Annotated in this window: 4 protein-coding genes; 3 read left to right on the plus strand and 1 reads right to left on the minus strand. The window is 71.4% G+C overall.

Annotation, left to right across the window (positions count from 1 at the left end):
- The first annotated feature begins 19 nt into the window (after window positions 1–19).
- From ACZ6MZ_RS02220 to ACZ6MZ_RS02230, 3 genes are all read left to right on the plus strand, one after another.
- Entirely contained in the window at window positions 20–10,978 is a 10,959-nt protein-coding gene (locus ACZ6MZ_RS02220; protein ID WP_469349264.1) for an amino acid adenylation domain-containing protein, read from the plus strand.
- Window positions 10,975–13,884 carry a non-ribosomal peptide synthetase gene (locus ACZ6MZ_RS02225; protein ID WP_469349266.1) on the plus strand — a complete coding sequence of 970 codons (2,910 nt, stop codon included), beginning with the start codon at window positions 10,975–10,977 and terminating at the stop codon, window positions 13,882–13,884. Before ACZ6MZ_RS02220 ends, ACZ6MZ_RS02225 begins: the two co-directional genes overlap by 4 nt.
- 300 nt (window positions 13,885–14,184) lie before the next feature.
- Complete coding sequence (locus ACZ6MZ_RS02230; RefSeq protein ID WP_469349268.1) at window positions 14,185–15,957, plus strand: AfsR/SARP family transcriptional regulator; 1,773 nt, start codon at window positions 14,185–14,187, stop codon at window positions 15,955–15,957.
- A 56-nt stretch (window positions 15,958–16,013) separates the two neighbouring features.
- Here ACZ6MZ_RS02230 and ACZ6MZ_RS02235 read toward each other — a convergent pair whose 3' ends face one another.
- Window positions 16,014–16,931, minus strand: coding sequence for a 4'-phosphopantetheinyl transferase family protein (locus ACZ6MZ_RS02235; protein ID WP_389782198.1), 918 nt, complete (start codon window positions 16,929–16,931; stop codon window positions 16,014–16,016).
- Window positions 16,932–16,943 lie beyond the last annotated feature (12 nt).

The following is a 16,943-nucleotide window of genomic DNA, read 5'->3' on the forward strand; positions in this document are numbered from 1 at the left end:
GTCGGGAGGAGCGCTCAGCATGAGCACTGGCGGAGTTCGGACGAACCGGCAGGCCGAGGAGAGCCGCGAGGAACTGGTGCGCGCCCGACTCGCCGGGGGCCGCGGCGGGCGGCGTGCCGCGGTGGTGCCGGTGGACCGGGACGGCCCGCAGGCGCTCTCCCACGGCCAGCAGCAGATGTGGTTCCTGAGTAGGCTGGACCCGGAGAGCTGGGAGTACAGCGTCCCGGTCGTGCTCCGGCTGCGCGGAGCGCTCGACGCGGACACGCTGCGCCGCGGCTTCGAGGAGCTGGTGGCCCGGCACGAGATCCTGCGTACCCGCTACCGCCTCGACGGCGCCGAGCCGGTCCAGCTGATCGACCCTCCCGGCCCGTTCGCGCTACCCGTGGACGACCTCACCGGGGTGGCGGACGCCGCGGAGCGGGAGCGGCGAGCCACCGCGCTGGCCGAGGCCGAGCCCGGCCGGCCCTTCGATCTGGAGAACGGGCTGCCGCTGCGCGCCCGGCTGATCCGGATCGCCGACGACCACCATCTGCTGGCCGTGGTCTTCCACCATGTGGCCTGTGACGAATGGTCCGTCGGACTGTTCCTGTCCGAACTCTCCGCTGTGTACGGTGCCTTCCTCGACGGCGAGCCGTCACCGCTGGCCCCGCTGCGGGTGCAGTACGCCGACTACGCGGCCTGGCAGCGCGAGCGGCTCTCCGGCGACGCGCTGGCCGGACAACTCGACTACTGGCGTGACCGGCTGGGCGGCAGCACCCCCCTTGAGGTGCCCACCGACCGGCGCCGTCCCGCCACCCGCAGCTGGGCCGGCGACGCGGTGCCGGTCGACCTGCCCGCCCCGCTGGCCGAGCGGCTGCGCGCCCTCGGCGCCGAGCACGGCGCCACCCCGTTCCAGACCCTGCTGGCCGGCTATCAGGCGCTGCTCGCCCGCTACACCGGGCGCAGCGACATCTCGGTCGGCACCGTGGTGTCGGGGCGCGGCCGCCCCGAGCTGGAACAGCTCATCGGCTACGGCATCAACACCCTGGTGATGCGTAGCCGCTGGGACGGCGATCCGTCGTTCCGCACGCTGCTCACCGGCGCCCGTGAGACCGTCCTGGACGCCTTCGACCACCAGGAATTCCCGTTCGCCAGGATCGTGGACGAACTCCAGCCGGAGCGGGACATGTCCCGTACCCCGCTGTGCCAGGTGGCCTTCACCATGCACCAGGAGCGCACCCGCGACGTCCGGCTGCCCGGCGTGGCCGCCGAAGCCCTCCGCGCGACCTCCAGGGTCTCCCGCTTCGATCTCACCCTCCAGCTCGGTGAGTACGGCGACGGTGCGGTGCGGGGCGCGCTGGAGTTCAGCACCGCGCTCTACGACCGGACGACGGTGGAGCGGCTGGTCCGGCACTTCGTACGACTCCTCGAATCCGCCGTGGCCGCCCCGGATCTGCCGCTCTCCCGGCTGGACCTGCTGGACGACGCCGATCTGGCCGTGCTCCTGCCCGCGCCGGCCGAGGCCGCCGCGGCGCCCGAGGGCCGTACGTCCCTGGCCCCCGGCCGCTGCCTCCACGAGGTCTTCGAGGACCGGGCCGCGGCCACCCCCGATGCGACAGCCCTGGTCTTCGGCGACCAGCGGCTCAGCTACGCCGAGCTCAACGCCCGCGCCAACCGGCTCGCCCACCATCTGCGCGCACTCGGCGCGGGCCCCGGCGAACTGGTCGGCGTCAGCATGGACCGCGATCTCGGCCTCGTACCCACCCTGCTGGGCGTGCTCAAGTCCGGAGCGGGCTATCTGCCGCTGGACCCGGAGCACCCGGCCGACCGGATCGGCTACACGCTGAAGGACGCCGGCGCCCGGCTCGTGGTCACCTCCACCGCGCATGTGGAACACCTGGCCGGCGTGGTCGAGGGCCGGCTCGTGGTCGCGGACGGCGAGTCCGACGCGGCGGCGCTGGCCGCGGCGCCCGACACCAACCCGGAGTCCGGCGCGGCGCCCGGCGACCTGATCTACACCATCTACACCTCGGGCTCCACCGGCCGCCCCAAGGGCGTGGCCCTGACCCACGCGAATGTGCTCCGGCTGCTCACCACGACCGAGGAGCACTTCGGCTTCGACGAGCAGGACGTCTGGACGCTCTTCCACTCGTACGCCTTCGACATGTCGGTCTGGGAGATGTGGGGCGCCCTGGCCTACGGCGGCCGGCTGGTCGTCGTCGCGCCGGACACCGCGCGCCTGCCCGAGGACTTCCTGCGGCTGCTCGTCGAGCAGCGCGTCACGGTGCTCAACCAGACCCCGTCCGCCTTCCGCAGCCTGGTCGCGCTGGCGGCCGACGGCGACCCGCTGATCGACGAACTGGCCCTGCGTGTCGTGACGTTCGGCGGTGAGCGACTGGACATTCCGGGGCTGAAGCCCTGGGCCGCACGCCGTGGCCTGGACCGTACGGCCCTGGTCAACATGTACGGCATCACCGAGACCACCGTGCACACCACCTACCACCGGCTCACCCAGGCCGACCTTGACGCGGAGACCGGCAACGCGATCGGCACGCCGCTGCGCGACCTCCGGGTCCATCTGCTCGGCGCCCACGGCGAGCTGGTGCCCATCGGGGTACCCGGCGAGATCCATGTCGGCGGTCCCGGCGTCGCCCTGATGTACCTCCACCGCCCGCGGCTGACCGCCGAACGGTTCATACCCGACCCGTACGGAGCGCCGGGCTCCCGGCTCTACCGCAGCGGTGACCTCGCGAGCAGACGGCCCGACGGCAGCCTGGACTACCTCGGCCGGATCGACCATCAGGTGAAGATCCGCGGCCATCGCATCGAACTGGGTGAGATCAAGGCCGCGTTGACCACACACCCCCGGGTGCGGGACGCGGTCGTCGTGGCCCGCGAGGACACCCCCGGTGACCGCAGGCTGGTGGCGTACATCGTGCCCACCAGCGAGGCGGTTGCCGCGCCCAGCGAACTGCGGACGCTGCTGGCCGGATCGCTGCCCGAGTACATGATCCCGACGGCCTTCCTGATCGTCGGCAGGATCCCGCTGACCGTGAACGGCAAGTTCGACCAGGCCGCGCTGCCCGCCCCCGACCGGGGCGCGCTCGGCATCGAGACCACCCATGTCGCGCCGCGCACCGCGGCCGAAGAGGAAATGACCGCGATCTGGCGCGAGGTACTCGGCGTCGAGCAGGTCGGCGTCGAGGACAACTTCTTCGACCTGGGTGGCGACTCGCTGCGCGCGGTGGCGCTGGTCGGCGCCCTGCGCGAGGCCGAGTACGACGTGACGGTCCGCGATGTCTTCGCCTACCGCACCCCCGCCGAGCTGGTCGAATTCCTCACCGGCCGGCCCGCCCCCGCCAAGGTCGAACCGGGCGTCGAGCCCTTCGCCCTGCTCGCGGACGAGGACCGCGCCCGGCTGCCGCAGGGCGTCGTGGACGCCTATCCGCTGGCTCAAGTCCAGCTGGGCATGGTCGTCGAAATGCTCGCCGACGACGGCCGCAACCACTACCACAACTCCACCTGCTTCCGGATCCTGGACGACCAGCCCTTCGAACAGGCGGCGCTGCAACAGGCCGTGGACCTCGTCATCGGCCGGCACGAGGTCCTGCGCACCTCCTTTGCCCTTGAGGGCTACTCGGTGCCGCTCCAGTTCGTCCACGATCCGTCCGAGGTCGAATCGCCGGTCGGCGCACGCGACCTCACCGGCCTCGACGGGGCCGCCGTCGAGCGGTCGCTGCGGGCCTTCATGGCCGACGAGCGCACGCGTCTCTTCGATCTGGCCAGGCCGCCGCTGATCCGGTTCACCGGACACGCCTGCGACGACGGCAGCTGGTGGCTCACCCTGACCGAGTGCCACGCCGTCCTGGAGGGCTGGAGCCACCACTCGCTGCTGATGGAGCTGGCGACCACCTACCGGGCGATACGGGACGGCCGTCCCCCGCAGGAGCCCGAGCCGGCGGCCGTACGGTACGCGGACTTCATCGCCGCCGAGCTGGTGTCCCTGGCCTCGGACGACGACCGTGACTACTGGCGGGGAATCCTCGACGGCCACGCGCCCTTCGAGCTGCCCGCCGGGTGGGGTGACGACCCGGCGGAGACACCGCGCGGACTGCACCGCGCCTGGGTGCCGTACCACGACCTGGACGCGGGACTGCGCGCCCTGGCCAGCCAGGCCAAGGTGCCGATCAAGAGCGTGCTGCACGCGGCGCATCTGAAGGTGATGAGCCAGCTCACCGCGGAGGAGTCCTTCTGCACCGGTCTGGTGACCAACGCCCGGCCGGAGGCCGTGGGCGCCGAGCGGGTGTACGGGGTCTACCTCAACCCGCTGCCGTTCGCCTTCACGCGGGGCGCCGCGACCTGGCGTGAGCTGGTGGCGGAGGTCTTCGCCCAGGAGATCGAGGTCTGGCCGCACCGCCGCTATCCGCTCGGTGCGATGCAGCGTGAACTCAGCGGCTCCGAGCGCCTGGTGAACGTCCGCTTCAGCTATCAGAACTTCCGGCAGGTCGACCAGGACGTCGTCGACTACCCCGCCACCCTTGATGACAGCCCCACCGAATTCCCGCTGGGTGTCTCCACTCGCGCCGGCTTCATGGTGATCACGGCGAACCGGCATGTCATCGGCCGGGTGGGGGTGGATCGTCTGGCGGCGATGTACCGGTCGGTGCTGGAGTCGATGGCCGGGGATGTGGACGGGGATGCTCGTGCGGTGTTCCTGCCGGGTGGTGAGCGTGAGCGTGTGCTGACCGCGTGGAACGACTCTGCGGTGTTGGTGCCTGAGGTGTCGGTGCCGGAGTTGGTGGCGCGTCGGGTCGCGGAGTCGCCGGGTGCGGTGGCGGTGGAGAGCGGTGGACGGACTCTGACGTTCGCGGAGTTGGATGTGCGGGCGAACCGGCTGGCGCATCGGCTGCGTGAGGCGGGGGTCGGTCCTGGTTCGACGGTTGCGGTGCTGCTGGATCGTTCGGTCGATCTGGTGGCGGCACTGCTCGGGGTGTGGCGTGCGGGTGCGGGGTTTGTTCCGATGGATCCGGTGCTGCCGGCCAACCGGATCGCGGGGATGGTCGCCGATGCCCGGGTGGGTGTGGCACTGACCTCCTCGGACTACGCGGACCCGTTCGACGTAGAGGTGGTGCGGATCGATGACACGCGCGTCGACGGCTACCCGGACTCGGCTCCGGATGGGGTGACGGACCTGGACTCGGTGGCGTACACGATCTTCACGTCGGGTTCGACGGGTCGGCCGAAGGGTGTGCAGGTCTCGCATCGCAGTCTGGTGAACCACGTCGACTGGGCGGTGCGGGAGTTGGCCGGCTCGGGTGTGGGTGGTGCGCCGGTATTTTCGTCGGTGGCCTTCGACCTGGTGGTGCCCAATGTGTGGGCGCCGTTGGCGGCGGGGCAGCGGACATGGCTGTGGGACGGAGAGCTGACCGAGCTGGGTGAAAGCCTGGTTCAGGCGGGTCCGTTCTCCTTCATGAAGCTCACTCCGGGGCATCTGGAGGTGCTGTCGGGGCAGTTGTCCGACGCGCAGATCCAGGGACTGACGTCGCGCGTGGTGGTGGCCGGTGAGGCGCTTCCCGGTGGGCTGGTGGAGCGCTGGCGCGCGCTGCTGGGAGCAGGCAGGGTGATGAATGAGTACGGTCCGACCGAGGCGACCGTGGGCACCTGTGTCTTCCCGCTGGAGGAAGCGTTCGAGGGTGTGGTGCCGATCGGGCGCCCGCTGCCGAACATGACCATGCGCGTCCTGGACGCCGAGCTTCAACCCGCGCCGGTGGGTGCGGTCGGCGAGCTCTATGTCGGTGGCACCGGAGTCGCTCAGGGGTATGCCTACCGTCCGGGCGCGACAGCGGAGAAGTTCCTTCCCGACCCGTACGGCCCGGCGGGCGCGCGGTTGTATCGCACGGGCGACCTGGTGCGCTGGCGCGGCGACGGCGCGGTGGAGTTCCTCGGCCGTATAGACGACCAGGTGAAGATCCGCGGCTATCGGATCGAGCTCGGTGAGATCCGCGCCGCGCTCATCGCCCATCCGCAGGTGACGGACGCGGCGGTGGTGGTCGCGGACGACCAGCGCCTGGTCGCGTACGTCGTCGGCGCCGCGGAGGAGCTGGCGGGGTGGCTGGCCGGTTCGCTGCCAGAGTACATGGTCCCGTCGGTGTTCGTACCGCTCGACACGATTCCCTTGACGGCGAACGGGAAGCTCGACCGGCGTGCTCTGCCTGCCCCGGACGAGTCCGCGACCGACACCTTCGTAGCGCCCCGCAATGCGACCGAGGGGCGCATCGCCGCGGTCTGGGGCCGGGTGCTGGGGCTGGAGAAGGTCGGCGTCGAGGACAACTTCTTCGACCTGGGTGGTCACTCCATCAAGGCCATCGCGCTGGTCGGCGCGCTACGTGCCGAGGGCTTCGAGGCCGGGGTCCGCGATGTGTTCCAGCACCGTACGGTCGCCGGACTGGCCGCCGAACTCGGCGGAGCCGAACCGGTCACCGAGTCCACGGTCGTCGCACCGTTCGCCCTGCTCGAAGCGGAGGACCGGGCCACGCTGCCCGAGGGCCTCGTCGATGCCTTCCCGCTGGCTCAGGTACAGCTCGGCATGCTGGTCGAGATGCTCGCGGACGATGGCCTGAACAAGTACCACAACACCACCACGTTCCGGATCAAGGACGGCCGGCCCTTCGACACCGAGGCCCTGCGGAGCGCCGCGCGGAACGTGGTGAACCGCCACGAGATGCTGCGCGCCTCGTTCGACCTGGAGAGCTACTCGGTACCGCTCCAGCTCATCCACGCGGCCGCCGACATCTCCGTCACCGTGCACGATCTGCGGGGGCAGGACGCCGAGCAGCAGGAGGCGGCACGCCGGGTGCACATCATCAGCGAGCGGGCCCAGGCGTTCGACCTCGACCGAGCACCGCTGCTGCGTATCTCCGCGCTCGTGGAGTCCGACGAGGCATGGTGGCTGTCGGTCAGCGTCTGCCACCCCATCACCGAGGGCTGGAGCCATCGCTCGCTGCTCAGCGAGATCGTCGAGGGCTACCTGCGGGTGCGCGGCGGTGAGCAGCTGCCCGTGGTCGACATCCCCGACGTGCGCTACGCGGACTTCGTCGCCGCCGAGTTGGCGTCACTGGCCTCGGACGAGGACCGCGACTACTGGCGGGGCGTCCTCGGGACGCATGCCACGTTCGAGCTGCCCGCCGGCTGGGGTGACGGTGAGCCCGGGCGCGCGAACACCGTGCGCGTACCGCTCACCGATCTGACCCCGGCTCTGCGCGCCGCCGCGAGCGAGACCGGCACCTCACTCAAGGCCGTGCTGCATGCGGCGCACCTGAAGGTGATGAGCCAGCTCACCCCGGAGGAGTCCTTCTGCACGGGGCTGGTGTCCAGTGGCCGCCCCGAGGTCGTGGGCGCCGAGCGGGTGTACGGCATGTACCTGAACACCGTGCCGTTCGCGTACGAGCGCGGCGCGCGGACCTGGCGCGAGCTGATCCGCCAGGTCTTCGACCAGGAGGGCACCCTCTGGCCGCACCGCCGCTTCCCGATGCCGGTGATGCAGCGGGAGTTGAGCGACGGAACACGCCTGCTGGATGTGCGCTTCAGCTATCTCGATCTACAGGACGCCCAGGCGGAGAGCGACATCGTCGACACCGATTCCGGGCTGGGCGAGGGCGCGACGGAGTTCGGCCTCGCGGTGGCCGCACGAGGGAGCGGTCTGCTGCTCACGACGGATCCCCAGGTGCTCGGCCGGGTGGGGGTGGATCGTCTGGCGGCGATGTACCGGTCGGTGCTGGAGTCGATGGCGGGGGATGTGGACGGGGATGCCCGCGCGGTGTTCCTGCCGGGTGGTGAGCGTGAGCGTGTGCTGACCGCGTGGAACGACTCTGCGGTGTTGGTGCCTGAGGTGTCGGTGCCGGAGTTGGTGGCGCGTCGGGTCGTGGAGTCGCCGGGTGCGGTGGCGGTGGAGAGTGGCGGACGGACGCTGACGTTCGCGGAGTTGGATGTGCGGGCGAACCGGCTGGCGCATCGGCTGCGTGAGGCGGGGGTCGGTCCTGGTTCGACGGTTGCGGTGCTGCTGGATCGTTCGGTCGATCTGGTGGCGGCACTGCTCGGGGTGTGGCGTGCGGGTGCGGGGTTTGTTCCGATGGATCCGGTGCTGCCGGCCAACCGGATCGCGGGGATGGTCGCCGATGCCAGGGTGACGGTCGCGGTGACGTCCTCCGCCTACGCGGATCGCTTCCCTGGGGTGGAGAAGGTGCTGGTCGAGGAGGATCTGTCGTCCTTCCCGACCGTCATACCTGCTGGCTCGGTGGATCTGGACTCGGTGGCGTACACGATCTTCACGTCGGGTTCGACGGGTCGGCCGAAGGGTGTGCAGGTCTCGCACCGCAGCTTGGTGAATCACATCGACTGGGCTGTAAGGGAGTTGGCCGGCTCCGGGCAGGGTGGTGCGCCGGTGTTCTCGTCGGTGGCCTTCGATCTGGTGGTGCCGAACGTCTGGGCGCCGCTGGCGGCTGGGCAGCGGACATGGCTGTGGGACGGCGAACTGACCGAGCTGGGCGAAAGCCTGGTTCAGGCAGGTCCGTTCTCCTTCATGAAGCTCACCCCAGGTCACCTGGAGGTGCTCTCCGGCCAGCTGTCCGACGTACAGATCCAGGACCTGACGACACGCGTCGTCGTGGCCGGTGAGGCGCTTCCCGGTGGGCTGGTGGAGCGCTGGCGCGCGCTGCTCGGCGCCGGTCGCGTGATGAATGAGTACGGTCCGACCGAGGCGACCGTCGGCACCTGCGTCTTCCCACTGGAGGAAGCCTTCGAGGGCGTGGTGCCGATCGGACGCCCCCTCCCCAACATGACCATGCGCGTCCTGGACGCCGAGCTTCAGCCTGTGCCGGTCGGTGCCGTGGGTGAGCTGTTCGTCGGCGGTGTCGGTGTGGCTCGTGGCTACGCCTACCGTCCGGCGGCCACGGCGGAGAAGTTCCTGCCCGATCCCTACGGGCCGGCGGGCGCCCGGCTTTATCGCACCGGTGACCTGGTGCGCTGGCGCGACGACGGCGCGGTGGAGTTCCTCGGTCGCATCGACGACCAGGTGAAGATCCGCGGCTATCGGATCGAGCTCGGCGAGATCCGGGCCGCCCTCATCGCCCACCCGCAGGTGACGGATGCCGCCGTCGTGGTCTCCGACGACCAGCGCCTGATCGCGTACGTCGTCGGCGAGGCCGACACCGTGGCCGAACGGCTCGCGGCGACGCTGCCGGAGTACATGGTCCCGTCGGCGTTCGTGCGGCTCGACACCATTCCGCTGACCGCCAACGGGAAGCTCGACCGGCGTGCCCTGCCTGCTCCGGACGAGTCCGCGCCCGACACCTTTGTGGCGCCCCGCAACCCCACCGAGGAGCGCATCGCGGCGGTCTGGGGCCGGGTGCTGGGGCTGGAGAAGGTCGGCGTCGAGGACAACTTCTTCGATCTCGGCGGTCATTCCATCAAGGCCATCGCGCTGGTCGGTGCCCTGCGCGCCGAGGGTTTCGAGGCCGGGGTCCGCGATGTGTTCCAGCACCGTACGGTCGCCGGGCTGGCTGCCGAACTGAGCGGAGCGGAACCGGTCACCGCGTCCACGTCCACCGCCGTCGCACCGTTCGCCCTGCTCTCCGAGCAGACCCGGGAGGCGCTGCCCGCAGGGCTGGTCGACGCGTATCCGCTCGCCAAGGTGCAGCTCGGCATGCTGGTCGAGATGCTCGCGGACGACGGGCTGAACAAGTACCACAACACCTCGACGTTCCGGATCAAGGACGGCCGGCCTTTCGACGCCGACGCCCTGCGCCGGGCCGGGCGGGCCGTGGTGGAACGCCACGAGATGCTGCGTACGTCCATCGCGCTCGAAGAGTTCGACCTTCCGCTCCAACTGGTCCACGCCACCGCCGACATCCCGGTCACCGTGCACGATCTGCGGGGCCGGGACGCCGAGGCGCAGGACGAGGCGCGCCGGGCGCACATCGCCCGGGAGCGGGCCGAGCTGTTCGACCTCTCCCGGCCCCCGCTGCTCCGTATCTCCGCGCTCGTCGAGTCGGACGAGGCGTGGCATCTGGGCTTCACGCACTGCCACGCCATCACGGAGGGCTGGAGCCAGCAGTCGCTGCTGATGGAGGTGCTCGGCCTCTACCGCGCCTACGCCACCGGCGAGGAGCCGGAGCAGCCGGAGCCGACGACCGTGCGCTACGCCGATTTCATCGCGGCGGAACTGGATTCCCTGGAGTCCGAGGAGGACCGCGGCTACTGGCAGGGGATCGTCGACGCGCACGCCATGTGCGTGCTCCCGCCCGACTGGGGCGACGGCACGGGCGCGCCCCGCGAGGACTTCAAGCTGTCCGTGGAGTTCCGCGACATCGAGCCCGCGCTGCGTGCGCTGGCCAAGTCCACCCGCACCTCCTTCAAGGCCGTCCTGCTGGCCACGCATCTGAAGGTGCTCTCCACCGTGACCAGTGAACCGGCCTTCCACACCGGCGTGCTGTACAGCGCGCGTCCGGAGGAGCCGGGCGCCGAGCGGGTGTACGGCATGTACCTCAACACCCTGCCGTTCGCCCACGATCGCGGTGCCAGGACCTGGAGCGAGCTGGTCCGCCAGGTCTTCGACCGCGAGGCGGAGGTGTACAGCCACCGCCGCTACCCGCTTCCCGCCGTACAGCGACTGGCTGGCGGGCGACGGCTGTTCGACATCATGTACCGCTACCAGGACTTCCATCAGGTGGACACCGGGTCGGTGGACGTAAGGGCCGGGGCCGGCGACAGCTCCAACGAGTTCACGATGTCGATCGCCAATGTGCCGGGACGGCTGGTCCTGCGGGCCGTCAGCACCGGACTGAACCGGGTGAACGCCGAGCGCCTGGCCGCCATGTACCGGGCGGTGCTGGAGGCCATGGCCGCCGATCCGGACGGCGACGTGAACGCGCCGCTGCTCTCGGCGACCGAACTCACCCAGGTCCTCGAGGACTGGAACGACACCGAGGTGGAGTGGGGATGAGCAGGTATGTGCACGAGGTGATCGAGGCGGCGGCCGCCGCCACCCCCGACGCCGTCGCCGTACAGGTGGGCCGGGACACCCTCACCTACCGTGAGCTGGACATACGGGCCAACCGGATCGCGCACCAGCTGCGCGCGTCCGGTGTGGGGCCCGAGTCGGTGGTCGGTGTGCTGCTGCGCCGTGGCCCCGAGATGCTGCCCTGGCTGCTCGGCATCTGGAAGGCGGGCGGCTCGCACCTTCCGCTGGACGCCTCACTGCCCGTGGACCGGCTGACCTACATACTCGGCGCGGCCGGCGCCCGGCTGGTCGTGACCGAGGGGGCGTTGGCCGACCCGCTGGGCGGTGGCTACGACGGTGAGTTCATCCATCTCGACCGGGTCCGCGCGGAGCTGGCGGGGCGGCCGGACACCGCCCCCGACGCCTCGTCCGACGCCTCCTCCACACCCGACCTGAAGGACGCCTCCCGCAGGCACCGTCTCGCGTACACCCTCTTCACCTCCGGCTCGACCGGACGCCCCAAGGGGGTGCAGATCGGCCAGTACGCGCTGCTGAACATGTTGTTCTCGATGCGTGAGCGCTTCGGCTCCGGGCCGGGGCACGCCTGGCTCGCGGCCACGTCGCTGTCCTTCGACATCTCGATGTCCGAGCTGTATCTGCCGCTGATCAGCGGTGGCCGCGTGGTGCTCGCGGACGACGACGAGGCGGGCGATCCCGCCGCGCTGCTGCGGCTGATCGAGGGGGCAGGGGTGACCCATGCCCAGGCCACTCCCGCGGGCTGGAAGCTGCTGGTCGCCGCCGGGCTCGGCCGCTGCCCTGTCATCGGGGTGACCGGTGGCGAGGAGTGCCCGCCGGCGCTGGCCCGGGAGCTGCGCGGCCGGCTCGACCGGCTGTTTAACCAGTACGGGCCGACCGAGACCACGGTCTGGGCCACCGCCTCCGAGGTGCTGCCGGACACCCGCACCGTGCTGCTCGGGCGGCCGATCCACAACTACCGCGTCTATGTGCTCGACGCCGGGGGGCAGCCCGTTCCGGTGGGCGTGGCAGGCGAGTTGCATCTCGCGGGTGCCGGGGTGGCGCGCGGCTATGTGGGCCGGCCGGGGCTGACCGGCGAGCGGTTCGTCCCGGAGCCGTTCGGCGGTCCGCCGGGCTCACGGATGTACCGCACGGGTGATCTGGCCCGCTTCCGGGCGGACGGAGAGCTGGAGTTCCTCGGCCGGATCGACCACCAGGTGAAGATCCGCGGTTACCGGATCGAGCTGGGCGAGATCGAGGAAGTGCTGCTGAAGCATCCGGCGGTACGGGACGCGGTGGTCATCGCCCGGGAGGACGGTGCGGGCGAGAAGTGGCTCGCCGCCTATCTGGTCGCGGACCGGGAGGACGGCGAACAGGAACCGGACCAGGGCGAGTTGCGTACGTTCCTGGCCGCGTCGCTGCCCTCGTACATGGTGCCCGCGGCGTTCGTGACGCTGGCCGCCATGCCGCTGAACGCCTCCGACAAGGTCGACCGCAGGGCCCTGCCCGCGCCCGGTCGTACGGCCCTGGTCGCCGACCGGGAGTACACGGCGCCACGGAACAGGACCGAGCGGCTGTTGGTGGAGACCTGCGTCGAGGTGCTCGGCGTGCCCGACGTGGGTGTACGGGACCGGCTGCTGGACCTCGGCGCCGACTCCATGCGCATCGTCCATGTGATGGCGGCCGCCCGGCGGGCCGGACTCGACCTCACGCTGCGGATGCTGCTGGACAGCGAGACCATCGAGGACCTCGCGGTAGCGCTCGACGGTGGACAGAGCGCCGGACAGAGCGCCGGACACAGCGGCGGAGAGGCCGGCGGTGAGAGCGGCGGAGAGACCGATGGGGGAGCGGACAAGGCCATGACGGTGCTCGGTGCGACGCGGGGCTCGCTGACGACGCCCGAGGTGTCGGAGGCGATGGAGAACCACCGGGTGCCCGGCGCGGCGGTCGCCGTGCTCAGGGACGGCCGGCTGGTCGGCGTGCACGCCTACGGCGTACGGTCCGCGGAGTCCGGTGCGCCGGTGACCCTGCGGACCCGCTTCCAGGCCGGCTCGATCAGCAAGCATGTCACCGCGTTCGCCGCGCTGCGGCTGGCCGACCGGGGCGTGCTCGATCTGGACGCGGACCTCGATCTCTTCCTCGCCGGCCGCAAGGCGCCGAGGGCGGCCGGCGGGCACCCGCTCACCCTGCGGCACTGCCTGTCCAACACCTCGGGTCTCTCGCAGACCCCCAGCACCTGGTGGCGGCCCGGAGAGGCGATGCCGAAGCTGTCCGCCGTACTGGACGACGTGGGGGCCGAGCACGAGCCCGGAGCGCTGTTCCGCAAGGCCGGCAGCCAGTGGGCCATGACCGAACAACTGCTCCTCGATGTGACCGGGCAGGAATTCGAGGAGCTGGCCGAGGAGTTGGTGTTCCGTCCGCTGGGCATGCGGGACAGCTCCTTCCTGTCGCCCGAGGAGACGGCCGGGCCCGACGAGGACGTGGCGGTCGGCCATGACCCGTACGGGCACGCGCTGTTCGGCGGCCACCGGGTGCGGCCGGTGCGGGCGGGAAGCGGACTGTGGTCCACCCCCGCCGACCTGGCGCAGCTGGCCGGTGAGATCCGCCGGGCCCACCTGGGCTTCTCGGACCTGCTGTCGGCGCGGGCCGCCGGTTTCATGCTCAAGGAGGCGTTCCCCGGCAGCTTCTACGGTCTGGGTACGGTGATCGACGGCTCGCTGGCCGACCCCGAGTTCGGGCACGGCGGGCAGACCGCGGGCTTCCGCGCGCTGACCTCGACGCGGCTGCGGTCCGGTACAGGCTGTGTGGTGATGACCAACTCGGACAACGGCAAACAGGTCCACAAGGCGGTCGCCGCGCTGCTCGGCCGCGACCTCGAAGTGGCCGCGGACTGATCCACGACGGAGCTCCGGTCGAACGGGCGTCGGCGCAGGCGCCCGGTTCGGCCGGAGCTCCGTCGCGTGGCCGTGGCCGGCGCCTTCGGCCGGGGCGGGGCACCTTCTGTTGCGTCTCCAGGCATAGGCCATTTCGATGCCGTTACCGAACGAATAACCCACGAATAGAGCCCCTGCATAGTTTCTGGAGCGAGCGAACGTTCGTATACGCCAGACGGGGGGTGCCGAATGGACTTCCGAGTCCTCGGCCCGGTTGAAGTTCACAAGGGTGGCGCAAGGGTCGCGCTGTCCGGCTCGAAGGTGCACACAGTCCTCGCGACCCTGCTGCTCGCCAGGGGACGCGTGGTGTCCGACGCGCGGTTGAATTCACTGCTGTGGGGGTGGGAGCCGCCGGCCACGTCCGGCGCGCAGATCTATACGTACATGTCGAGGCTGCGCAAGCTCCTCGGCGACGAGGTGAGCATCGAGCGCCGCCAGCCCGGCTATCTGCTCCAGGCGCCGGACAGCAGCGTCGACTTCCTGGAGTTCGAGCGGCTGGACAAGCTGGGCCGTGAGGCGCTGCGCAGACATCGGTACCGCGAGGCGGGCGCCCTCCTCACCGAGGCGCTCGGCCAGTGGCGCGGGCCCGCGCTCGCCAATGTCACAGAACACCTGGCCGACGCCGAGCTGCCGCAGCTGGAAGAGGCGCGGATGCACGCGCTGGAGAGCCGTATCGACGCGGACCTGGCGCTCGGCAGACACGAGCAGCTGACCGCCGAACTCACCGGTCTTGTCGCTCAGTTCCCGCTGCGGGAGAAGCTGCGGGCCCAGCTGATGACGGCGTTCTACCGCTGCGGGCGGCAGGGCGACGCGCTGCAGAGCTACTACGACGGTCGCGGCGTGCTCGCCGACCAGCTGGGCATAGACCCGGGCGAGGCGCTGGGCTCGACGTACCAGGCGGTGCTGGTCGGCAGTCTCGGACCGGGGCCGGGGGGCGAGGTCCGGCAGGGCGAGCCGACGGAGTACGACGGCGGCGGCCCGCCCATGATGCTGCCGCCGGACACCGACGACTTCATCGGACGCCAGGGCGAACTGACGGCTCTGCGCACCCAGCTGGCCCCCGCCGGGACCGGGCGCGGGCCGCGCTATCTGCTGGTCACGGGAATGACGGGGGTGGGCAAGACCGCCCTGGCGGTGCACGCCGCGCACACGAGCGCCGTGCACTTCCCCGACGGTCAGCTCTTCGCCGAGCTGGCGCGGCCGGACGGGGCGCCGAAGAGCCCTCGCGAGGTCCTCGTCGGGCTGCTGCGCGGTCTGGGCGCCCTCGGCGCCGACGCCACCGGGAGCGCGGCGTACGACCGCAAGGACCTGGACGAACTGGTCCGTCTCTACCGCGCGCGGACCGCGGGCAAGCGGCTGCTGGTCGTGCTCGACGGAGCGGTCACCAGCCGGCAGCTGGACCCGCTGCTGCCGGGATCGCCCGAGGCTGTCGTGCTGATCACCAGCCGCGCGCGGCTGACCCGGGTGACGGGAGCGCGGACCACCGCACTCGCCCCGCTCGGGGACAGTCAGGCGTTCGACCTGCTGGCCTCCTTCGCCGGCGGCGCCCGGCTGCTGGCCGAGCCCGACGCGACGGACGACCTGCTCGCGTACTGCGCGGGACTGCCGCTCGCGCTGCGCATCACGGGCAGCAGGCTCGCGGCGCGCCCCTACTGGCCGGTGGCGCGGCTGGCGGCCAGGCTGGCCGACCCGGAGACCCGGCTGTCGGAGCTGTCCTTCGGCGGGCTCGACCTGCTCGGGTCGCTGCTGCCGTCGCTGCGACAGCTGCCGGAGCACACGGGGACCACGCTGATCCGGCTGGCCGGGATCGGCTCGGCCGCCTTCCCGGCGCAGCGCGCCGCGCGGTATCTCGGTATGCCGGAGGCGGCGGCGGAACAGCGCCTCGAACAGCTGGTGGACGGGGCGCTGCTCGACATCTGCGGCGTGGACCGGCAGGGGCGTCCGCTCTACCGCTTCCATGAACTGGTGCTGCTCTTCGGCGCGTCACTGGCGCGCGCGCAGTGCGAGCGGGCGGAGCCGTCGGCCGCTCGGTGAATCCGCCGGACGAATCCGCCGGACGAATCCGCCGGACGAATCCGCAGGACCACTGGTCACCGCGCGCCGGGAGAGTTCCGGCGCGCGGTGGAGCCGGCGGGGAGGTGCAGCCGCACGGGACCGTACGCCGCCGCGGTGTCCTCGGGCTGGGCGACTGCCGCCGCCATACGGTCGGACAGCTCCAGGTCCCGCACGATCCAGGTGTCCGTACGGCTCGCGTCCGTATCCGTCTCCTCGGGGCCGTGCCGCTCGGCGGTGTCCCGGCCGTCGGCGCCCCGGCCGGGGGCGGGGCCCGGCTGATCGGGACAGTGCATCCGTACCGTGCCGGACGTGGCCGGATAGGACTCGATCCGGTCCAGCTGGATGCCCTTGAGCCCGCGCCCCCTGGCCTTCACGACCGCTTCCTTCCGGGTCCAGCAGCGGTAGAACACCGCGTCGCGGGCGGGCCCGCGGGGGAGGGTCAGCAGATGGAGGCCCTCGTCCGCGGTGAGCCACGATTCGCTCAGCACATCCCGGCGTACGGGACGCAGCACCTCCGCGTCCACGCCGATCGCGGAGCCGGTGCCGGCGGCGAAGACTCCATGGCCCGCGGTACGCGCCAGGCTGATCGCCAGCGGCAGATCGGGCCGGCCCAGCCGGGGCGGACCGTGGCCGGGGTCGCCGCAGGCCGGACAGGTGCGCTGGTCGAGGTCGATCTCCTCGGGCCCGACGCCGAGGAGCTTGCCCACCGCTCTGCGGGCCGCCGCCCTGGCGTGCACATAGGCCGCGGCGTCCAGCTCGGAGCGCAGACACAGGGCCTGCCGGAACTCCTCGGTGTTCAGCAGCGGGAGATCGGCGGGGTCGGTGCGCAGCGGCGGCCGCCACCACCAGATATTCGTCTCGCCGCAGGAGCGGAGCGCGCGGAACGCGGCCGCGGGGCTGTGCTCAGCCCCGCGGCCGCGGGCGTTTCGGGACAAGTTGTATGGCGGCGCCATGTGCCCTCTCTG

It is taken from the genome of Streptomyces sp. NPDC042201 (genome assembly GCF_055582185.1).